This is a genomic window from Ruegeria sp. (assembly GCF_965221235.1).
Lineage (GTDB): Bacteria > Pseudomonadota > Alphaproteobacteria > Rhodobacterales > Rhodobacteraceae > Ruegeria.
The window spans coordinates 117,570-139,169 of sequence record NZ_CBDCRS010000005.1; the positions used below are offsets into that span (position 1 = coordinate 117,570).

At 57.8% G+C, this 21,600-nt stretch carries 18 protein-coding genes; 10 read left to right on the forward strand and 8 right to left on the reverse strand.

What is annotated here, in order from left to right:
- Positions 1 to 378: 378 nt before the first annotated feature.
- The 4 genes from ACOQOY_RS21210 to ACOQOY_RS21225 are packed head-to-tail and all read left to right on the forward strand — an operon-like array spanning position 379 to position 4,808.
- Entirely contained in the window at positions 379 to 1,383 is a 1,005-nt protein-coding gene (locus ACOQOY_RS21210) for a UDP-glucuronic acid decarboxylase family protein (RefSeq protein ID WP_420587369.1), read from the forward strand.
- On the forward strand, positions 1,380 to 2,873 hold the full coding sequence (locus tag ACOQOY_RS21215) for a hypothetical protein (protein WP_420587370.1): 1,494 nt from the start codon (positions 1,380 to 1,382) through the stop codon (positions 2,871 to 2,873). The genes ACOQOY_RS21210 and ACOQOY_RS21215 overlap by 4 nt, the downstream gene beginning before the upstream one ends.
- Positions 2,873 to 3,895: a glycosyltransferase family 2 protein gene (locus tag ACOQOY_RS21220; protein ID WP_420587371.1), complete on the forward strand. Its 1,023-nt coding sequence runs from the start codon at positions 2,873 to 2,875 to the stop codon at positions 3,893 to 3,895. Before ACOQOY_RS21215 ends, ACOQOY_RS21220 begins: the two co-directional genes overlap by 1 nt.
- Positions 3,879 to 4,808 (forward strand): sulfotransferase, encoded by a 930-nt coding sequence (locus ACOQOY_RS21225; protein ID WP_420587372.1) that lies wholly within the window; start codon positions 3,879 to 3,881, stop codon positions 4,806 to 4,808. Before ACOQOY_RS21220 ends, ACOQOY_RS21225 begins: the two co-directional genes overlap by 17 nt.
- Positions 4,809 to 4,834: 26 nt before the next feature.
- Here the strand turns inward: ACOQOY_RS21225 and ACOQOY_RS21230 are convergent, their stop codons facing one another.
- Entirely contained in the window at positions 4,835 to 6,313 is a 1,479-nt protein-coding gene (locus ACOQOY_RS21230) for an NAD(P)/FAD-dependent oxidoreductase (protein WP_420587373.1), read from the reverse strand.
- A 663-nt stretch (positions 6,314 to 6,976) separates the two neighbouring features.
- Between ACOQOY_RS21230 and rfbF the strand changes: the two genes are divergently transcribed.
- Genes rfbF through ACOQOY_RS21255 form a run of 5 tightly spaced genes read left to right on the forward strand, consistent with a single transcriptional unit; the run spans position 6,977 to position 11,355 of the window.
- Positions 6,977 to 7,750, forward strand: coding sequence for a glucose-1-phosphate cytidylyltransferase (gene rfbF / locus ACOQOY_RS21235; protein WP_420587374.1), 774 nt, complete (start codon positions 6,977 to 6,979; stop codon positions 7,748 to 7,750).
- Entirely contained in the window at positions 7,732 to 8,826 is a 1,095-nt protein-coding gene (gene rfbG, locus ACOQOY_RS21240) for a CDP-glucose 4,6-dehydratase (RefSeq protein WP_420587375.1), read from the forward strand. The genes rfbF and rfbG overlap by 19 nt, the downstream gene beginning before the upstream one ends.
- Positions 8,827 to 8,831: 5 nt before the next feature.
- Positions 8,832 to 10,064: a methyltransferase domain-containing protein gene (locus ACOQOY_RS21245; RefSeq protein ID WP_420587376.1), complete on the forward strand. Its 1,233-nt coding sequence runs from the start codon at positions 8,832 to 8,834 to the stop codon at positions 10,062 to 10,064.
- Positions 10,064 to 10,954 (forward strand): NAD-dependent epimerase/dehydratase family protein, encoded by an 891-nt coding sequence (locus ACOQOY_RS21250; RefSeq protein ID WP_420587377.1) that lies wholly within the window; start codon positions 10,064 to 10,066, stop codon positions 10,952 to 10,954. Before ACOQOY_RS21245 ends, ACOQOY_RS21250 begins: the two co-directional genes overlap by 1 nt.
- Positions 10,951 to 11,355 carry a GtrA family protein gene (locus tag ACOQOY_RS21255; protein ID WP_420587378.1) on the forward strand — a complete coding sequence of 135 codons (405 nt, stop codon included), beginning with the start codon at positions 10,951 to 10,953 and terminating at the stop codon, positions 11,353 to 11,355. The genes ACOQOY_RS21250 and ACOQOY_RS21255 overlap by 4 nt, the downstream gene beginning before the upstream one ends.
- 3 nt (positions 11,356 to 11,358) lie before the next feature.
- Here the strand turns inward: ACOQOY_RS21255 and ACOQOY_RS21260 are convergent, their stop codons facing one another.
- Together ACOQOY_RS21260 and ACOQOY_RS21265 are read right to left on the reverse strand one after the other, a co-directional pair.
- Positions 11,359 to 13,392: a hypothetical protein gene (locus ACOQOY_RS21260; protein WP_420587379.1), complete on the reverse strand. Its 2,034-nt coding sequence runs from the start codon at positions 13,390 to 13,392 to the stop codon at positions 11,359 to 11,361.
- The gene (locus ACOQOY_RS21265; RefSeq protein ID WP_420587380.1) at positions 13,389 to 14,360 is read right to left on the reverse strand and encodes a glycosyltransferase family 2 protein; all 972 of its coding nucleotides are present in this window, start codon (positions 14,358 to 14,360) and stop codon (positions 13,389 to 13,391) included. Before ACOQOY_RS21265 ends, ACOQOY_RS21260 begins: the two co-directional genes overlap by 4 nt.
- 602 nt (positions 14,361 to 14,962) lie before the next feature.
- On the opposite strand from ACOQOY_RS21265, the gene ACOQOY_RS21270 reads away from it, so the two are divergent.
- Positions 14,963 to 15,664 carry an arylsulfotransferase family protein gene (locus ACOQOY_RS21270; RefSeq protein WP_420587381.1) on the forward strand — a complete coding sequence of 234 codons (702 nt, stop codon included), beginning with the start codon at positions 14,963 to 14,965 and terminating at the stop codon, positions 15,662 to 15,664.
- A gap of 112 nt (positions 15,665 to 15,776) precedes the next feature.
- Here ACOQOY_RS21270 and ACOQOY_RS21275 read toward each other — a convergent pair whose 3' ends face one another.
- The 5 genes from ACOQOY_RS21275 to ACOQOY_RS21295 are packed head-to-tail and all read right to left on the reverse strand — an operon-like array spanning position 15,777 to position 21,538.
- The gene (locus ACOQOY_RS21275; protein ID WP_420587382.1) at positions 15,777 to 17,606 is read right to left on the reverse strand and encodes a hypothetical protein; all 1,830 of its coding nucleotides are present in this window, start codon (positions 17,604 to 17,606) and stop codon (positions 15,777 to 15,779) included.
- Between the two features lie 2 nt (positions 17,607 to 17,608).
- On the reverse strand, positions 17,609 to 18,346 hold the full coding sequence (locus tag ACOQOY_RS21280) for an SDR family oxidoreductase (RefSeq protein ID WP_420587383.1): 738 nt from the start codon (positions 18,344 to 18,346) through the stop codon (positions 17,609 to 17,611).
- Positions 18,343 to 19,605: an FAD-binding protein gene (locus ACOQOY_RS21285; protein ID WP_420587384.1), complete on the reverse strand. Its 1,263-nt coding sequence runs from the start codon at positions 19,603 to 19,605 to the stop codon at positions 18,343 to 18,345. Before ACOQOY_RS21285 ends, ACOQOY_RS21280 begins: the two co-directional genes overlap by 4 nt.
- Positions 19,606 to 19,664: 59 nt before the next feature.
- Entirely contained in the window at positions 19,665 to 20,087 is a 423-nt protein-coding gene (locus ACOQOY_RS21290; protein ID WP_420587385.1) for a GtrA family protein, read from the reverse strand.
- A complete protein-coding gene (locus tag ACOQOY_RS21295; protein ID WP_420587386.1) occupies positions 20,084 to 21,538 on the reverse strand; it encodes a UbiA family prenyltransferase in 1,455 nt (484 codons plus the stop codon). The genes ACOQOY_RS21290 and ACOQOY_RS21295 overlap by 4 nt, the downstream gene beginning before the upstream one ends.
- Positions 21,539 to 21,600: the final 62 nt, after the last annotated feature.

The following is a 21,600-nucleotide window of genomic DNA, read 5'->3' on the forward strand; positions in this document are numbered from 1 at the left end:
ACCCGGCTTGGGTCGCAACGCCGGACAGGCCGTTTTCAGAGCGTTGCAAGCCTTAATTCACAGTTCTGTCGCAGGCGGGGCATCCCAGCGAAGGAAACAATTCCGCTCAATCGGCGAGACTATCCGTTAGAGAGGTTACTCCCCCCTGCATTCACCCGCTTTTTGCCGCAAAACAAAGGAAACCGGGGATGTGCAATATTTCTTCTTCGGCAATCAGCAAGTTTCGTGTAGCTTTGAACTGTTATTTTACCAAGTACAGGCGCTTATTTTCGATCGGAATTTGCATTTTGGCCGTTTGTTGAAAGTGCCTGCCTATGAGCAGGGAGATGTTGCGAATGGGTGTTACACAGAAGACGGCCAAAAGTGCCGGGTGCGCTGATGAACGCGTCTGATTTTGACCCCAATGACATGAACCTCAACGCCAAACGGGTTTTGGTGACGGGCGGAGCCGGTTTTCTGGGCTCGCACCTGTGTGCAGCCTTGCTTGAACAGGGACACGAGGTTCTGTGCGTCGATAACTTCTTCACCGGGCGGCGGGGCAACCTGCGATACCTTCTGAACAACCCCCGGTTCGAGGTCATGCGCCATGACGTGACCTTTCCGCTTTATGTCGAGGTGGACGAGATTTACAATCTGGCCTGCCCGGCCTCGCCCTTCCATTATCAGCACGATCCGGTGCAGACGACCAAAACAGCGGTGCATGGGGCGATCAATATGCTGGGGCTGGCCAAACGCCTTGGCGCGCGGATTCTTCAGGCGTCGACGTCTGAAATCTATGGCGATCCGCAAATCCATCCGCAGACCGAGGATTATGTGGGTCACGTCAATCCGATTGGTCCGCGCTCGTGCTATGACGAGGGCAAGCGCTGCGCCGAGACCTTGTTCTTTGACTATTACCGTCAGCATAACCTGCCGATCAAAGTGGCGCGGATCTTCAACACCTATGGGCCGCATATGCACCCCGATGACGGGCGTGTGGTGTCCAATTTCATCATGCAGGCCCTGAACGGGGACCCCATCACCATCTACGGCGATGGCAGTCAGACCCGGTCTTTCTGTTTCGTGTCCGATCTGATCGATGGTCTGATCAAGCTGATGGAATCCCCTGATGACGTCACCGGGCCGATCAATTTGGGCAATCCGGTTGAGCTGAGCATCCGTGAACTGGCGGACTCGGTCATTCGCCTGACCGGCTCGAAATCTGAACTGGTGCAGCGACCGCTGCCGCAGGACGATCCGATCCAGCGTCAGCCGGATATCACCCGTGCCCGCGAACAGCTGGGCTGGTCGCCCCAGGTGGCGCTTGAGGACGGGCTGAAGGCGACAATTGGATATTTTCAGCGCACGGCAGTCACCGCCGAGAAAGCCGCCGGGCAAGTATGAGCATATCAGTTCCCTCGGATAAACACTCCTCGAGGGTCAGAGCGCTGCTTCTTTTTGCTCTGGCCGTTCTTGCTTGTTTGTCTGTGGTGCTGATCAATGGCGAGGCGCTCTATTACTTCGACACTGGCAGCTATATCCGGCAGGGCAGTGTCGCACTGAACACGATCCTGCCCCCGGTGTATGAAGGCAGCGTATCCGGTGGAACTTACGCCGCAGATCAGGACAGTACAGCCACCGGATCGCGGTCGCTGATCTATGGCCTGATCATGGCGTCGTTCTTCCGTGCAAATGCGCTGTTCGCTATGCCGGTTCTGCACCTTGCCGTCGTGTTGCTAACGGCGTGGCTGTTGGCGCGGACGGTCAGCCGGTATCTGGATGGCGATTACGGAACACCGGTGATTACCGCTGTGCCGCTGCTAGCGGCGGCCTGTACCTCAATGCCATTCTACGTCGCTTTCATGATGCCCGATATCTTTGCGCCGGTGCTGCTGATTGGGATTGCAGCGCTGACAGCGTTTGGACGCGTGATGCAAATCTGGGAGATGGTGCTGATTTCTGGCCTGGCCCTGTTCAGCATCCTTCTACACCCCTCGCATCTGGCCGTGGCGGGCCTGATGATCCCCTTTGTCTTACTGGTTGCGCTGTGCCGCAGAACACCGGGCAAGTGGCGCCCGGTCATTATTATGATTGTGATCCTGACCCTTGCCCTGGCCGAACGCAAAGCGTTTCAGGTCACAGTCGAAAGCACGACGAACAAAGAGGTTGTCTATACCCCTCATATTACCGCACGGTTGATCGTCGACGGGCCAGGAATGGATTACCTCAACGAGGTCTGCCCTAACACAGACATCCCGACCTGCGCCCTGCACGAAGCGCTGTCCTGGTCGGATGATCCCTACAGGATGACACCATCCCACATTATTTTCGAACGCTCTGATCGGTTGGGTTCGTTCCGGCTGATGACTCCTGAAAATCAGAAACGGGTTGCGCTGGCACAGCGTGATTTTGCACAGGCGGTGTTCCTGTCGCGTCCGATCTCGACATCGCTGGCGCTGGCCGAAAACGGGTATCGCCAGGTTCTGCGCTATAGCATCACTATGACGATCCCGTCTGACGTCGAGATCAACAACGCCCGCAATCTGGCGCGCCTCAACCCATCACAGCTGCACCTGATCCAGAGCGGCGTCCTGTCCGAAGAACGGGTCTGGATCGAAACCGCTGATGTCCTGCACGGCATAATCTATGCGGCCTCGTTTGTCTTTATTGTGGTCGTATTGCTCAGGCCACGCAGCGTACCGACAGACGTGAAACTGTTTGCCCTGTTTATTCTGATCGGAATTGCGGTGAATGCGCTCGTTTGCGGTGGCGTTTCCCAACCTGCAGACCGCTATGGCGCGCGGGTGATGTGGCTGCTGCCCTTTACGGCGGCCCTTCTTTATCTTGTTCAGCGGTCTCACGCACCGCGCAATGCGACCGGAGACCTCGTGTGATGTCTGAACAATCCCTCTCAATCAGCGTGATCATGCCGGCCTATAACGCCGAGCATCTGCTGCCCCGCGTCCTGTCTCCGCTAATTGAGATGCTGAACAACGGTCTGGTGCAGCAGGTTCTGGTAGTAGATGACCAGTCCCCCGACGGCACCGCAGCGCTGGCGCGAGAAATGGGGGCCACGGTGCTGACCACCCCGGTCAATGGCGGGCCGGGGGCGGCGCGCAATCTGGCCGCCCAGCAGGCCACCGGTGACATCCTGTGGTTTGTTGATTCCGACGTCATCGCCTGGCCGGACGGGCCGGACCATATCCGCAGTGCGATGTCCGAAGACAATGTCGCCGCCGTATTCGGATCCTACGACGATGCGCCAGATGGTCAGGCCTGGTTCTCGCGCTACAAGAACCTATTGCATCGGTACCACCATCAGCGGGCCAAGCGGGAAGCGCGCACCTTCTGGGCCGGGTGCGGGGCCATCCGCCGGGACGTGTTCAATGAGGTCGGTGGGTTTGACGTGAAAACCTATGAGGTACCCTCGATCGAAGATATTGAGCTGGGCTACCGGATCGCAGCCACCGGCCGCCGCATTCTGGTTGAGCCTCAGTTGCAAGGGAAACATCTGAAAGTCTGGACCATCCGCAACAGCCTGAGCACGGATATCTACTGCCGCGCCCTGCCCTGGGCCCGGCTGATGATCTCGCGCGAGGGGCTGACCGACGACCTTAACACCTCAACCGCCGAGCGGTTGCGGGCCGGAATTGCGGGTTTGTTGCTGCTGTCGATCCTGGCGCTGCCATTCTGGCCTGGGGCTTGGCCCCTGCCCCTGATGTTACTGGCAGCGGCCTTAGTCGCCAATTTCGATCTGGTGCGCGCCATGTCCGGGCATGGCGGGCCGTGGTTTGCGTTCAAATGCCTGCTGTATCATCAGATTTATTACGTCTATTCCGCCAGCGTCTATGTTTGGTGCCTGTTCGAGTATCATGTGCTGGGGCAAAAGCAGAAACTTCATGTCACACGCAATTGATGCCCTGTCCAAGCTGCGGCTGCCCGACTTTTTGATGATCGGTGCGGCGCGCGCGGGAACCACCGCGCTTTACAGCTATTTGCGGCAGAACCCGAGCATCTTCATGCCCACCTCCAAAGAGCCGAATTTCTTCGCCTTTGAAGGCGAAACGCTGACCTATACCGGCCCCGGAGCAGACTACGTCAACAACTCGGTCACAGATGTCGAGGCCTATGGCGCTCTGTTCGCCGAAGCCCCGGAACACTCTGTCTGTGGCGAGGCGTCGCCGCTTTACCTTTACGCCTCCAAGGCGCCCGAGCGGATTCACCGCCACATCCCAAAGGTGCGCATGGTTGTCATTTTGCGCAATCCGATTGATCAGGCGATGTCGCATTACATGTATGCGGTAAAACAACGGATTGAACCGCTGGAAGATTTCACTGCCGCGTTGGAGGCCGAAGAGGAAAGACTGGCCGCCGGGTGGCAACCCCTGTTCGGCTATTCCCGCTATCCGCTGTATGCGCAGCAATTGACCCGGTACTTCGACATATTCGACCGGGATCAGTTCCTGATCCGCACGTATGAAGAGTTTCAGGCCGACCCACAGACTGTCATCGACGACATTACGGGATTTGTGGGTGCAAAACCCGGTTTCAGCCCGGATATGACGGGGCGGGTCAATGCGGGCGGTGTTCCGCGCAGCCGCATCTTTCAGGATTTTCTGATGAAGCCGAACCCGATCACCGGGATGATTGCCCGTGTAATGCCGCTGGAAACCCGCCGCAGAATCCGGGATCGCCTGTCGGAAATGAACCTTAAACGCGAAACGAACATGCCTGCAAGGGCGCGTGAAATTCTACAAGACCGGCTTGTCCCCGAGATCGAAAATCTTGAGCAACTTCTGGATCGCGACCTGAGCGCCTGGAAACACTGACGCTCAGACCCGCGGCGAGACCGCGTTTATGCGATCTTGTTTGCTTTGCCGCCAAACATCTTTTTCTTCTCGGGCTTGACCTCGAATTCTTCGTGGTACGAGCGTTCGACATTCACGTCCCAGATATCGTTCTCTTCGCCCAGAATGTTGCGCGCAGCATACATCGCCGACAGCATCGAATGGTCCTGATTGTTGTAACGATGCAGGCCGTTTCGGCCAACGGTCTGGAAATTTTCGAACGTCTTCAGCCAGTCGCTGACCGTTCCCAGCGCGTCCTTGTATTCGGTATCGTATACCGGATAGGCCTTGGGCTGACGAATGACCGCAAAGTCAACGACGTCGCTGGCCTTGGCCAGACCAAGCTGTTCCAGCTCTTCACTGGCGAGCTTTCTGAGGTCTTCGTTTGAGGATGACCATAACCCGTCATCCTTCTGGCAGAAATATTCCATGCCGATCGACGCGGTGTTCTGGTCCGGCAGCATTTCCTTTGACCACGCCCGGAAATTCTGAATACGGCCCACTTTGACCTTGGGACTGTGGATATAGATCCAGTTGTCCGGGAACGGATCGGCGTGATCCAGGATCAACGTCACGATCAGGAAGTCGCGATAGCGTAGGCGATCAGCGGCCTCAAGCACCTCGGGCGGTGGGGGCGGATCAAACGCGTGGATCAGGTCACGCACCGCCATAGAGTTGATGAATTCAGCCCCCTCAACCCGTTCGATATGTCTTTCGCCTTCTTCGGTCCAATGGCGAACGTCGATTGAGGTTACGCGGTTGCCATCGCGGTTCACCTTCACCACTTTGGACCGGGTTTCGACGCTGCCGCCCTTTTCCCGGATCAGATCGCGGGTTTTTTCCCACATCATGCCGGGACCCAGGCGCGGATACTGGAATTCCTCAATCAGGCTGGCGGTGTCATTGGCCCCCGAAATCGCATTCCAGACGGCCTTGGGCAGGGACAGGTTCTTGATCCGCTGCGCGGCCCAGTCTGCTTGGATTTCCTTGGGTGAAATCCCCCAGACCTTTTGCGTGTAGCTATGGAAGAAGTGCATGTACAGCCGCCCGCCGAAGCGGTTGATCACCCATTCCTCAAACGTATCTTCCTGCGGTTTGGGCCGGATCTTCCATTTGATGAAGCTGCCGATGATCTTGTAGGTTTCATAAGGACCGATATTGCCCAGGGCGTTGAAGATGCGCAGCGGGTAATCGTAGAACTTGTTGCGATAGAAGATGCGGCTCAGGCGCTGAACAGTGATGAAATCGTCGCCCATCACCTCATGCCACATGTCCTCGACTTCACCGACCTTGGTGAAAAACCGGTGGCCTCCGATGTCAAAGCGATAGCCATTATGCGTTTCGGTCCGCGAGATGCCACCCACCATGTCTGAGGCCTCATAGACTTGAGGGACATGTGCATCGCTCAGTTTTTGGAGTTCATATGCTGCGGTCAGGCCAGCTGGGCCGCCACCAATTACGACGACTGGTACAATATCGTTTTTCAAATCACTAACATCCATACTAAAACCCTTACCTCAGGCTACTAAAGGTTGCCGTCGATTCACACCAAAATCTACGGAACCCGGAAAAACCCGCCATCTCAAGGGCTGCATTTCATCCATGCGCCCTCATTGCGCTTTATCTACCCGCCCGTGATTTCACCTATGTGACAGTGGAGACGTAAGTGAGTAGCGGCCTGATTTAGCTGTCGTGGACCTCAGACCAGGCGGGGCATCTGTTCGTCTCCTGTTGTCTGGCTCAAACCGATTAAACTATTGAATCATGGCTTTTTACGCCACGCAGGCTGAATGCATTGATCATTTGTCCTGCAGCATCTCGTGCCGCGCTGGTCGCCATGTGACATGTCCTGAAATTTCATTGATTGAAACCGACGTGCCGCACTGGAAGCCTAAGATATGTGCGTGCTTTGGCCGGATGTGCGTTTTCTCGCCCCAGGGGCAACAATCCACCTCAACCCAATGAATTGTTCGCGCTTTCACACAGCCGCCGAGGCCGGTTTTCCCTCTGGCAAAGCGCGCGACAATGAATCTTGACATGTGTCCGGGGCTGCCATCCTACTATACGTGTGTTTGATTGTAACAAGGTTGCTTAACTGAGGCTCGTGGTCGGCAAAAGTCGGCCCCGATTGCGTCTGAGGAGCTGGTTTTATGAAGTGCGTTATTCTGGCCGGGGGTCTTGGGACCCGGCTGAGCGAAGAAACCATCCGGATTCCAAAACCGATGGTCGAGATCGGCGGAAAGCCGATTATCTGGCACATCATGAAAATCTATGCCGCACATGGCGTGACCGATTTCATCGTATGCCTGGGCTACAAGGGCTATGTGATCAAGGAATATTTCGCGAATTTTTTTCTGCACAGCTCGGATGTCACGATTGATCTGTCCACCGGTAGCCTTGAAATTGCCAACAGCAAATCCGAACCCTGGCGCGTGACGTTGGTTGATACCGGCGAAAACAGCCAAACCGGTGGGCGGTTGGGGCGAGTTATGCCGCTGTTGCAGGATGAAGAGGCCTTTTGCCTGACCTACGGGGATGGTGTTGGCGATATTGATGTTGGTGCCAGCATCGCGTTTCACCGCAGCCACGGCAAGCTTGCAACTGTCACCGCCGTGCCGCCACCCCGGCGGTTCGGCAAGCTGGAACGGGACGGTGGCCGGGTTGTTAGCTTCACGGAAAAGCCCGTGGGTGACGGCGGCGTGATCAACGGCGGATTTTTCGTCCTGTCGCCGGAGGTCAAGAAATACCTCGGCAATGACAAAATGGCGTGGGAACGTGAACCCCTGACCGGTTTGGCCCGCGACGGTGAGCTGATGGCCTTTGAACACAAGGGGTTCTGGCAGCCGATGGATACGATCCGCGAACGTCACGAGCTTGAGGAATACTGGGCCAGCGGCGAGGCCCCATGGAAGATCTGGGAATGACGGCGGCCTTTTTTGCAGGGCGACGGGTTCTGGTGACAGGTCATACCGGGTTCAAAGGCGCATGGCTGTCGGCATGGCTGTCTTCGGCGGGGGCAGATGTAACCGGGTATGCTTTGCCACCGGAAGGGCAGCCCAACCTGTGGTCCTTGCTTGATGTGTCGGGCATGCGCTCGATAAACGGTGATCTCAATGACCGCGAGACACTAGATCGGGTCATCGCCGAAACACGTCCGGAGTTTGTGTTTCACCTGGCCGCACAGTCCTTAGTGCGCAGGTCCTATCGCGAACCCGTCGAAACCTTTGCCAGCAATGTGCTTGGCACGGTTCAGCTGCTGGACGCGCTGCGCGCCGCGCCCGATCTTCGGGCCGTGGTCGTCGCCACCTCGGACAAGGCGTATGAAAACGCCGAGCAAATCTGGGGCTACCGCGAGACCGATCCGATGGGCGGTCAGGATCCCTATTCCGCCTCGAAAGGTGCGACCGAGATTGCAACGGCCGCCATGCGCCGCAGCTTCTTTTCAGAGAATGCAGCGGGGGCGCATCCGGCGCAGGTTGCGACCGCACGTGCGGGGAATGTCATCGGTGGTGGCGACTGGGCTGAAGATCGGCTGGTGCCGGACATCGTGCGCGGCTGTCTGGGTGAGGACGGCTGCGTCCACCTGCGCCATCCCAACGCCATTCGCCCATGGCAGCATGTGCTTGAGCCGCTGCGCGGATACCTGATGCTGGCGCAGGCACTCGACGGCAACGCGGACTTCGCCAGCGGTTGGAATTTCGGCCCCGATCGCGATGACGAACGCCCGGTTGTTGATGTTGCGAACGCGATCGTGGCGGCACTGGGGCAAGGTCGGATCAAGACTGACCCGAACGCAGCGACGGTACACGAAGCCACAATGCTGAGGCTGGATGTGTCGAAGGCCCGGACCGGTTTGGGCTGGTATCCGGCTCTCAGTTTTGAAGACACCGTGGCCTTTACCGCAGACTGGTACGCTGGTTGGTCTCGGGGGGAGCTAGCGGCAGAGCTGTGCCGGACTCAGATCAGCGCTTACGAAACACTGCTTCAGAGACAGGGATAGGACCTATGCCGCAACCGCGCTGCCGCCATTGCGATGCTCTGCTGACACTGACCCTTGTGGATCTGGGGCAATCACCTCTGGCCAACTCCTATGTCCCGCCGGAACAGGCGGACATCCCAGACGCGACCTATCCGCTGCACACGCGGGTTTGCACTCAATGCTGGCTGGCGCAGGTGGATGATGCCGTTCCGCCGGAAGAGATATTTTCGAACAACTACGCGTATTTCTCATCGTTTTCTGACAGCTGGCTTGCCCATTGCAAAACCTACGCCGAAAACATGATACAGCGCTTCGATCTGGGACCGGACAGTCTGGTGGTCGAGATTGCGTCGAACGATGGCTACCTGCTGCAATATTTCGTGGAGCGCGGAGTGCCGGTTTTGGGGATCGAGCCCTCGGCCAATGTGGCACAAGTTGCCGAGCAGAAGAATGTGCCGACCCTTGTAGAGTTCTTTGGTCAATCCCTTGCTGAACGACTAACGCAGGAAGGAAAGCGCCCTGATCTGATTGCCTCGGCCAATGTTCTGGCGCATGTGCCGGATATCAATGATTTCGTCGACGGAGTGGCGACACTACTGCACGAGGATGCGGTCTATACGGTTGAGTTTCCGCATCTTCTGAACCTGATTAAACAGGTACAGTTCGATACAATCTACCACGAGCACTATTCCTATCTTTCGCTGCTGACGGTCGAAAAAATCTTTGCCCGCGCCGGGCTGCGGGTTTTTGATGTCGAAGAGCTGCAAACCCATGGCGGATCGCTCAGGGTATTTGCTTGCCTGAACGAGGCCAGCCACAGCGAGGGCCCGGGGCTGGCCAAGGTGCGCGCCGACGAGACAGCAGCACAGCTGGACCGGGCGGAAGGGTACATGAACTTCACTGCTCGGGTTGAGCAGGTGCGTGACGGGTTGCTGACCTTTCTGAACACGGCAAAAGCCGAGGGGAAAACCGTTGCGGCCTATGGGGCTGCGGCCAAGGGGAACACGCTGCTGAATTATGCGGGGATTGGCCCGGACCTGATCGCATATTGCGTCGATCGCAATCCCGCCAAGCAGAACACGCTTTTGCCCGGCAGTCGGATTCCGGTGCGGCCAGTTGGTGCGCTGCGGGCTGATCCGCCGGACTATGTGGTGATCCTGCCGTGGAATATCCGCGACGAAGTCATCAACCAGCTGTCGGACCTGCGCGACCATGGCACGCGCTGGGTAACAGCTGTGCCGGAGATCAGGGTCAGCTGATGGCACGGGTTCTTCTGACCGGAGCCACTGGCCTGACGGGGCGCGCAACCTTAGAATGCCTGATGCAGGCCGGACATGAGGTGATAGCGCTTACACGTAAAGGCCGCGTGGCGGCTGCGGACCGGACCCTCACCTGCGATCTATTGGACCCCGCGGAAGCCTCAGCCGCCTTGCGCGCTGCCGATGCGACAAATCTGGTGCATCTTGCTTGGCATGACGATCCGCAAGATCGATGGGTTTCCCCGGTCAACCTCGACTGGATGGCCGCGACGCTGCAACTGGTTCGCGAATTCGCGCGACAGGGCGGGCAAAGGGTGGTGTGTGCTGGTAGCTGCGCAGAATACGACTGGTCCGGGTCCGAGTTGACTGAAGCCACGCCGTTGCGCCCTGCAACACCCTATGGGGCGGCCAAGGCTGGCACCGGACTGGCCTTATGTGCAGCGGCACATGATCTGGGATTGTCCCTCGCCTGGGCGCGGATTTTCTTTGTCTATGGTCCTTACGAGCCCGCCGGTCGTTTGCTGGGTGACTTGATCGGCAATTTGCGCCGGGGCAAAGCCGTGGACTGCACAGATGGCACGCAAAAGCGCGACTTTCTGCATGTGGACGATCTTGCCCGCGCCCTTACGCAGCTATTGGCGTCGGATGTAACCGGAGCCATCAATGTCGCCAGCGGCACCACGCTGGCAGTGCGTGACTTGATCGACGAGGTGGCAACGCAGCTAGATGGCTCTGATCTGGTGCGTCTGGGGGCAATTCCCCGCAGCGCACAGGACCCGGATTGTTTGGCCGCCGACGTTACACGCTTGCGCGATGAGGTTGGATTTGTTCCCGAACATGACGTTGCTTCGGGGGTTGCTGCGGTGATTGCGGCAACGGCAAAAAGATGAAGCCTCTATTGTCCGATCCCAAATGGGCATTCCTGCGCTTTTTAGTTGTGGGTGTCGTTAACACGGGCTTTGGATATCTGCTGTTCGCCCTGTTGCTTGCCGCAGGCTTGTCCGCGCAGCCCGCGCTGGCCTTGGCGTTTGCGGGTGGCGTTTTGTGGAACTATGTCACCCATGCCCGATTGGTCTTTGGCACCGGCGGCGTAGCCCGACTGCCAGTCTATGTGCTGGCCTATCTGGGTCTTTACGGCATCAACGCGTTGGGTCTGCAAGCACTGCTTTCAGCTGGTCTGCCCCCTATTGTGGCACAAGGAGTGTTAGTGCTGCCCATCGCCGTGCTGGCTTATATCGTGATTGGGCGGGTGCTGACGGGTCGCTTTCCTTGGAGCCGCGGTGCAGGATGATCCTCAGCCGTCGACGGTGACATAGATCAGCTCGCGTCCGGGAAAGGCCGCGATTGTTGCCTGATTGGCCTCGGACCCCAGATCGCGGACGTAAATCGGACGGTCGGACGAAAGGAACGGATCAAGCCGATAAAAGGCCAAGCCGATGTCGCCGGAGGTCGCGACAAACACAAGCGCATTTGTCAGGTTCTCGCGCTGTTCAAGGTCCCGGATTTCTGACGTATAGCCCAGATACCCATGATACTTTGCGACCCCCCGCCAGGGCGTGAACACCATCAGGGATACGGCGCACAGAAACAGCAATACGACGGAAAAGCGTTGTTGCCCGGTCTCGGACAATCGCAGCCTGACCTCCAACAGACCCGCCGCAGATAAGGTAAGGAACGGCAGCAGCGCGACGTACCAATAGCGCGGACCAATGAAGAAGGTTCCGGTATACCAGTAAAAGAACATGACGCCGATGACGACGACCAACAGGGCCAACATGGCCTTGTCAAAACCTGTCGGATGGCGGAACCACAGCACTGCAGCCCACAGTGCGGTCAGCGATCCGAAGGTCCAGCCGAGAAATTCGAAGTTCATAAATGCGAACCCGTTGAGCGTGTTCAACAGCCCTTCGGCCGGGCTATGCCCGGGCCAGATGTCCAGCGCCAGCCAATCTCCGGCTGGCGGGCCAATGTCAGGGCCGAACCCAAAGGTGTTGCCCGCACCGGGCCACAGACGGTTGATATAGTCCGCCTGCGGTGTCAGCAGCAGATCCCCCGTTGTGGCAAGGTTGAACAGGAAAAAGGTGGACCCTGCTGCAAAGCAGCCCAACCCGTAAAGGATAATCCGGGCGATGTTGCCCCGGAAATCGAGCAACAGCCAAAGCCCTGTCAAGCCGCCGATCAAGATACCCTCCAACGGGCGGGTGGTGAACAGCCACCCCATCGCAAGACCCGCGCCAAAGGCTAAAACCGCTGCCTTGCCCGACCTGTCCGTGACTGGTCGCAGCAGCAGCCACCAGCCCAGCAACGCCAGAAAGAGCCCAGCCGCATGGGCCATCATCGACGCGCCAATAGCCAGTACCCAAGGCGAACTTGCCATCAACAGGCCGACCACATCGGCGCGGGTTGTGCCGACCGTGTTGCGAAGAATGCCATGGGCCAGCCAGACAGATGCCCCGGTCAGCGCTGGGTTCACGATCCACGGCATGCCGATCAGAACCCCAAGGCTCAGAATACCGGGCCAGCCCGGGGCAACGACCGACAACCAGCGATCGCCACGAATATCCAGCAGGTAATATTCCAACGCGGGTTGCGCTTCGACCGGCGGGGCCGGAACGGTCAAAGCGCCTCCGGCAAAGGTGCGGGCCTGAAACAGATAGGCCACTTCATCCTCGACATGCGGCACGCGCTCAAAGGCAAACCAGGCCAGAAGCGCGCTGGCGACAAAGGCGAAAATCGCCAGTCCCAGTGGCGGCACTCTGGGAACATGCGAGGGCCCCGCCACCAGAAACATGGCCATCACCGTGGCCAGCTGCATCGTGGATATCAAACCGCCTGCTAGGGTCTGTTTGAGATAGGGAAAATAATGGCCAAATGCGACGTAATTGGTGGGTGAGACAGTAAACACTGTGACCAGTACAAGCAGGATCAGTATTCGGCCATACCCAAAATCTCTCAGACCTTGCCACGCCGCGGCGGGCCAGCGGGTGACCAGTACATACCCGGTCAGCACGGTTTGCGCCCCCAGAATACCCAGCATCATCAGCGTTGCGGTGTCTGTGGACAGGTCCAGTTTCGGAAACCACAAGGGCTGTGTCATCCACAACCGCGCTGCGCTGCCCAGCAAAAACAGCGCGGCCAGAGCAGCAAACAGCCCATAGCCCCGCATCGCGAACCCGACGAAGACCATCAGGCTGACACCCGTCAGGATACCCATCCAGGCCATCATCTCATCCTGCGTTGCATTGGTTTGCATGGCGCTGGTTGCATCTGCGCAAAACGCAAAAGCTACCGTCAGCAGTGACAGGCGCAGGAAGGTCGGGCCGATCATGCCGAAGATTTGGCCTCTGAGGTGTCCGGGGTGTCGATATTGATCTTTTCCTGCTCGATCACGATCGGACCGCCGCGTACCTGATTGTGGATCGAGGTGATGTATTCCCCCAACATCCCAATGAACAGAAGCTGCACGCCAGACAGGAAAAACAACGAGACAATGATGGTCATGGTCCCGCGCGGTGCTTGATCAGGAGAGACCAGATACGCGATCACCGAGAAGATCGAGAACAGGATACAGCAGATGGCAATCACCAGCCCGCTCAGGGTGCAGAACCGCATCGGCGCGCGGGTGAATGCAAAGATGGCGTTCAGCGCCTGATCCGTCAGCGCACCCATATTGTGTTTGGACAGGCCACGTTTTCGCGCCTTCCACGTGTAAGGCACAATAACCCGGCGGAACCCGCAGGAGGCGATGATCCCGCGGATATACGGATAGTGATCGTTATGCGCCAGAACCGCATCCAGAACACGCCGGTCGACCAGCTGGAACTCTCCGACGTTTGGTTCCATCTCGACATCCGACAAGCTGTTGATGGTGCGGTAAAAGAACTTCCGCGCGGTTCTGAAAAAGAATCCTTCTTCGCGGGTGTTTCGCGCCCCGGCCACCACGTCATAACCGTTTTCCCAAAGCTGGACGAATTCGGGGATCATCTCGGGCGGGTCCTGCAAATCTACGGGCAGCAAAACCACGATGGCATCGCCCGTCGCATACCGCAGCCCGTTAAAGGTGGATCGGAACACGCCGAAATTGCGGGCATTGACGACAATTTTGACGTTCGGATCTTGTTCGGCGATCCCGCGCAAGACCTCTACCGTGCCATCGTTTGACGCGTTGTCGATGAAAATATGCTCATAGTTGTAATCAGGCAGCTCGTTTTCGAATAGCGCTTTCACCGTGTCGTAGCAAACAGCGACATTGTCTTCTTCATTGTAGCACGGCGATACGACGGAAATGGTTTTCATGACACAATCTGGAAGGGAACTCAGGACACACTCAAAGGAAATTCAGACAGTCTACAACCAATGTAGCTGAAACCCGTTTGCCGCGGAAGCACTTGCATCACAGCCATCCATGCTTTGATGGCGTGGTGCGGCTTTTGCGCCGTATCTGCCTAGGTACGGCAACTGGATCTGATCAAATTTCTGGACAGTCTTTGGTTTTCGGCCCTTTTGTTGGCGCAATTTCCATACTTCAGGATTAGGCCTTGCAGGTCTTTGCAATAATAATTTGCGCATGTTTAGCTGCACACATCTTCATCAATAACCACAAAGCCACAGCTAAACGGTTTTACATGGCGCCAGATCCAGCTTTTATACCGGCACGCACGCGGACCAGCCCCCGATACCTCTGGTTTCCAGTCGCATCCCTTCCTCTTGCGCCAATGCAATTGCGATCCGGCCCCTCTTCGTTTTTACCTAGTTCAGAAGTTACTATGAAAACATTATCCATTCTGTCAGGACTTCTGCTGCTTTTGATTTTAGCCTTCACCGCTGGCATGTAGACAACGCACAAAGGCTGGAAACCTTATCAGGCGCTTGTTGAGACCCGCAATGTCTGGAGGTCGATGAAGGCCACGGGAATGGTCCTGCCCGAGGGCTCGGTCCGCAAACGTCCGAACTGGGCTGTCGATGCACGTTATGTCGTCACCGCACCCGACAAGATGGCCCCCGGCTTTCTGGTTGTAACCCGATTTTCTACGGACAAACACGGCTATGTCTTTGACTTGATGAACGAAGATGAAGATATCCTGCATCCCAATAACGTCGAGCCCTTGCCCGCAGCCCGGGCCGACGCTTTTTCCATGTTCGAAGCCGGGGATCTTCTGGTCAGCCTTAGGAACATCGACCTTGTCGCCGTGATCGACCGGGACACGCACGAGATTATCTGGGCCCGCTACGGCCCTTGGCGCTACCAGCATGATGCGGACTGGCAACCGGATGGCACCATCACTGTCTATTCAAACAACATCCACAGATTCCGGACCACCATTGTCGAAGTCAATCCACTCACCGGTAAGGCTCGTGACCTGTTTCATGGCACTGGCTTCAAGTTTGATTCTTTCATCATGCGTCAGCACCATCGCCTTTCAAATGGCAGCTGGCTGATCGTATCACCGATGGAAGGCGGCGTCATAGAGGTCACCGCGACCGGTGAACCCGTTCGGGAGTTCAACAACTACCTCGACGAAAACTACAACAAGGTCGTAACCCACGCAGAAGTGCTGCCCCCGGATTATTTCGACACAATGCCACAATGCGCGCAGTAAACAGGCACTTTATTGCGCCAAATGTAGGAACAAAGCTGAAAGAGTGTTCCCTCTCATAAGCCGTCGACGCAATGCCGGGTACTGATTGCCATCGTAACCGCCGGGCACAGCTTCAGCGCTCCTGCGCAAGTAGCTGCAGACTTTGCCGGTTATGCTGGCGCTGCCCATCCAGAAGGTTGTCAAAGTCGATGTTTTCAATCGGGCGGGTGGTGATCCGCCCGAGTTCGTCTACCAGCCTGTCGGCATGAGGCGAGTCCCGACGCACATAAAGGAAATGCGTGTACTCCTCCAGAGAAGGGTAAGGATAGGGAATCTCCCCGACTGCAATCCAGCGGTCGCGCAGTTCGCGCATCCGGACATGCAACATCTCGAGCCGTTCGTCGTAGGTCATCTTGCCCATGAAGCGTTCGTATGAGGCAAAGATCACCGGCTGCAGCAGGATATTCTGCGCGTATTCGCTCTGCACCAGCGGGTCGTCGCGGCCACTCTCCGCACCCGCGCTTGCTGCCGGCACCGGGCCGAGATAAACGTCCGGATCGGACCCCCAGATATACTGTTCACGCTCCATCGGCGTAATCGGCTCGCGCCCGGACAATACGTTGTCCGTCAACCCGATCGGATCGATCAGCGAGAACCCGCTAACATACGGAATATAACCGGCTGAATCAAAGACAAGCGTCCCGTCGGACCCCGCCTCGGAGCGCGCGAGCGCTTCGGCAATCGGCTCATAGTGCAGTATCTGTATCCCGCTGAACCACTTCCAATGGCGCGAGCGGTCGAATTCAAATTGGACCGCCAAAGCACAGAGTAACACACTGGTAACCAGAACCCGTCCGCCAGTTGATCCGAGTGCTCTTCCGGCAAACTCTTGCATCCGCTCGGTGGAACGACCCGATGAGAGCAGCCAACTCAGCCCGATCCAGAAGAACACGGCCGTGGGATATTCGAACCGATTGAAGAAGCCAACAAGATGAAGCGTGGTCGTGTAGTATGCCAGAAAGGCGGCAACAGGAACGACGAGCAGTGCGATGCGAGCGGGTACTTGATTGACGTGGTTGTCCCGAAAACGCCAGTCAACGAATATCAGCAGCGGGACTAATAGCCCTATGCGCCAAAACATATCGCCGAGGAATCTCTTGACCGGTGAAATGCCATTAAACGCCAGAGGATCCGATGCCTTCACATAAAATGAATTGGGCAGGACATATCCGAAATAGCTGTACTTCCACGCCAGGAAGGTCAGTCCCATTGCGACCAGCACCGCAAATGAGACGGCAAGCTGCCGAATGAAGAGTGTGTTCGCCTGCGTCAGCCAGGTCCGCAGCGCAACGATGCCCAAAACAAGCCCTTGGCCCATGATGAACGGCGCCGCATCCGGTCGGCACAAGAGACAAAAGAAATTCACCACCGCCAGCCCCAAAGCTGCGGTCCAGGTTCGACGATTTAGCAAGATCAAGCTGGTCAGGAAGCTGGCGGAAATCAGAGTCAGAAAAATCAGCGTCTCCATCCCCGAGTTCAAGTGGACAGTGAAGGCCACGCCGGAAAAGAACATCGCGAGCGGAAGCGCAGCCGCCACGTCAAAACGACCGGTCAGGTTCTTGATCGTGAAGTAAAGGATGACGACGAGGGCCGCGAGGCCAAGGGTGTTCATGGCATAAGAACTGATGGCGGGGGACAGGCCGAGTTTGAAGGCCGCCGCATAGAGCAATGTCTGCAGGAAAGAAGTGGAGCCTTCCACTGGAGGTCCGTCAACATTCCACACGATCCCCAGGCCCTGACTGAGGTGTTCGGCAAAGCGGATCGTTATGTAGGCATCGTCTGGGAAATAGCCGCCGAAGCGCACTGAGCGAAAGGCGGCAAGTAGTAGCGCCCCAACAATTAGCAGCCACGGGGCGAATTTTCGGAACGCGTGCAACGCCTCGGCTCTTGCTTCTTCACGCATGGTTATATCCTCAGCCTCTTGAAAACCGGCTCTGGAATATTCCGGATGATCAGCATAATCAGCCGCCAGATCGGGCGAAAATAGATCACGTCCTTCCTGCCTGCGACAGCACGCGCGATGGCATCCGCGACCTCGCCTGGTTCGGCGGTCAGCTTGGCCGGCAGGTCCATGCCTTCGGTCATTTGGGTTGAGACAAAGCCCGGAAGGACCGTCACGACATGAACCCCGCGTTTGGCGAGACGATTTCGCAGGCCTGACAAGAAGGCCGTGAAGCCTGCCTTTGCTGAGCCATAAACGTAGTTCGTCGCCCGGCCACGGTCCCCTGCGACCGAACTGATGCCGACGAGGGTGCCGCTGCCGCGCGCCTCGAAGCTGTTGGCAAGGACCGTCAGGATGCTCGCCGGACCTTCGTAATTGCTGCGCATTACACGGCAAGCCGCCCGTATATCGCGCTCGTTTTCCGCTTGTTGGCCCATAAGGCCGACGACACAGACCGCGACTTGGGGCAGCTGTGGAAGTTCCGCAACGAAGGCGTCGTGGGTTTCAGTCGCCAGCGCATCGAATTCGTGCAGGGTCACCGAAACCCCGTGGCGCAACTCCATATCAGTTTTGTCGGCTTCAAGGGCGGAGGCGTTGCGGGCGGCCAATTGGACGGGATTGCCAAGCGCGGCAAAATTGTGGGCGACAGCCTTGCCGATGTCGGATCCAGCGCCGAGGATGAGTACGGGAAGCTTTGTCACAGGGCCAGCCTTTCGGATTGGGCCGATCTGAACCGGCTTGTGTACCCATGGCTGTCGCGGTGGGCGCGGAAATCAGCGGCGCGTATGTCTGAGGCGCGCAGCGTTTCGGTACGCATCCGGCTATCTTTTGCCAGGTAAAAGCGGCCGCCGTTTTCGATGGTGATCTGGTCCAGTTGCTCCAGCAGCGCGAGGGTTTTCCTCGTGACCGAAAAGTCCAGCGCGAGCGTGTAGCCATCCATCGGGAAAGAGAAAGCGCTTTCCTGCTTGCCAAAGCGTTTCAACACCGCAAGGAAGGATCCGGAACCGGCCTTGGCAATCTCGGCCAATAGTGCTGTCAGCCCGGCCTCGGATTGGTCCAGCGGTAAAGCGCATTGGAACTGGACAAAGCCTTTGCGGCCATAGATGCGGTTCCAGCCCAAGATCGCGTCGAGCGGGTAGAAGTAGCTGTCCCAATCTACGAGGTGCTCTGCTGTCTTTCGCGCGCCGGCCCAGTAGTAGAGGGCGTTGAAGGCACGCACGGTCAGGCTGTTCAGCGCAAAGGCCGGGAAGTCGATCGGGACCGAGAGTTTCCTTTTAGTCTTGGTCCGGAAAGGGGCCAGCGCCTTACCCGTCGGCAGATCGCGGAGGGTCGCATGCTCTCCGAGCATCACCAGGGATCGACCAAGATTGCCGCGGGTGCCGAGGCAATCGATCCAGGCCACGGAATAGGTCGCGTCCTGCGTTGCCTCGAAAGCGGCCATCGCGGCCTTGAGATTGGGTGCGGCGATGGTTTTCTGGCGAATCCAGGCGGTTTCAATTGACCGCAGACGGATGGCGGCGCGCAGGATGACGCCGGTCAGCCCCATGCCTCCCAAAGTGTGGTCGAACATTGCTGCATCGTCGTGTGGGGAGCAACGGCGGATTTCACCATCGGGGCCCATGACATCGATCCAATCGACGCAGTATCGGAAGCTCCCGTCCTTGTGGTGGTTCTTGCCATGGACGTCCGCCGCGATGGCACCGCCCAGCGTGACGAACTTGGTCCCGGGCGTGACCATCGGGAACCAGCCGCGGGGCAGAAAGGCGGCAATGATGTCGCCCAGCAGTACCCCGGCTTCCGCGACCAACTGACCGGAGGCGGGATCGAAGGCGATCATTCGGTTGATGTGTCGCGTCTCAATCGTGGCGGACGTGTTGATGGCGCTGTCGCCATAGGCGCGGCCATTGCCACGGGCGATAAGGTTCGGCTCGGAGAGGACCAGATTCCGCAATGCGTCCACGCTGCGCGGCCGATGGGTCCTTGCCTCCAGCACAGGATATCGCCCCCATCCCGACAGCATCATGCCGACACTGCCATTTGCCGATCGGCGAACACGAAGCGCCGATCGAGTTTGTACTTCACGACATAGCCGACCGAAAGCCCCAGGATCGCGCCCAACTCGCGCGTCATGTCCGTCTGCCAGATCAGCCAGAACGCTGTTTCGGCACCCCAGAAGATCGCCGTTGTGATGAGCCCCATGGACGTATAGAGAGAGAACTTCCGACCATGGTTTTTCGCGCCGGTCTCAACGTCGTAGAAGATCCAGCGCTTGTCGAGGACATACTTGATTACGAGGCCAACGATGGTTCCCCCGCGCACGGCGGCAGCGAAATAGCCACTGGTATCCCCAAACTGCAGGACCAAACGCTGGGTGGTAAGGTTGGCAATTATTGCCGCAAGGGCGAAGGCCGCGTATCTCAAGATGAGCGTCTGCAGTGTCATGCCAGCGCCCCCCCGAGAACAAAGCCCAGAATAATCAGTAGGCACATCTGGCTGATGCGGTCCTTTGCCGCGTAAACCACGGGATCGTCATGCATGTGGCCTCGGTGCGCGACCATCACTGCCCGGGTGATCCAGTACAGCAGGACGGCGCAGACGCCCCACAGGGCTTCTGGATGCGCGTAAAGTTCGACCACAGCGGGCGAATTGACGTAAAGCATCATCACCAGCACGGAAACGTACCCGGAGCCGATCGCGATCATCGATATGATCGGCAGGTCGTCCACGTGGTATCCCCGTCTGCTGGCCTTGAGGCAGCCGCGATCGGCGCTGTCGATGAGCTCGGTTTGGCGTTTGACCGCGGCCAGCGACAGGAAGAAAAACACCGAGAATGCGAGCAGCCAGACAGACAGCGGAATGCCGGTGGCGACCCCGCCCACAATGATCCGGGTCGTGTAGAGGCCCGCCAGGACGCAGATGTCGATGACGATTTTGCGTTTGAGATACAGGGAATACGCGGTGGTCAGCAGGTAATAGGCCACCATCACCAGCAGGAATGACAGGCTGATGCTGATTGCAAGCAGGCCGCCGAGGCTAAGCAGCCCCGCCGCCATCCATGTGCCGTGGGCAATCGGGATACTGCCAGAAGCAAACGGGCGGTTCTTTTTGTGCGGGTGGGCTCGGTCCGCTGCGAGATCAAGCAAGTCGTTCAGCACATAGACGCTCGACGCCACCAGGTTGAAGCAGACGAAGGCGAGCAATGACAGGAGGAAGGTCTGACTGTCCAGCTGATGCGCTGCCAGCATTGGCAAGAAGACAAGCACGTTTTTTAGCCACTGGTGGGGCCGCAGCGCATTGATGTAGGATCTGACCGATTTTGTGTCGGTGACGAGATGTTCGACGTTTTCACAGACGCTCTCAGCTTCCCGGCGCAATGCGGCAGTGGCATTCACGGTGATAGCCTTGGCGGCCCGCTCCCAGACTGGCAGATCGGCTTTGGCATCCCCCATATAGGCGAAGCCCTTTGACCCGAACCGATTTGCTAGGAATTGCCCCTTGTGGTCGCCCTTCAGGTTCAATTTGCCATCAGAGCCATGCACCTCGTCAAAGATGCCCAGATGCCTAGAGATTGCTTCAGCAAAATCACGATCACTGGCTGTGACGAGTGCCGTTTTTCCTCCAGACTCTCGCCAGGCTTCAACAAAGGCTATCACCTTGACGTCATAAGGAAGGGTAGCGGTGTCGACTGCCGAAGCTGCGGCCAGATGGCGCTTGAGATATGCCCGCCCACGAGCCAGCGCCGCAACGGAGAGGAAGGGGCTGCGCCAGTCCCGACCAAAGGCCGACCAGAAGCTCTCATGGAGTAAGTCGCTTCGCAGGAGCGTTCCGTCAAGGTCGACCACCAACATGCCTGGAGCGGAAGCATCAAGGGTATTAAACAATACTGCTGTCACGTGCTACTCCGATAACCTTGGCTTAGCTTAGCACCCTATTCTGCACTCGGCCGGACTCGACC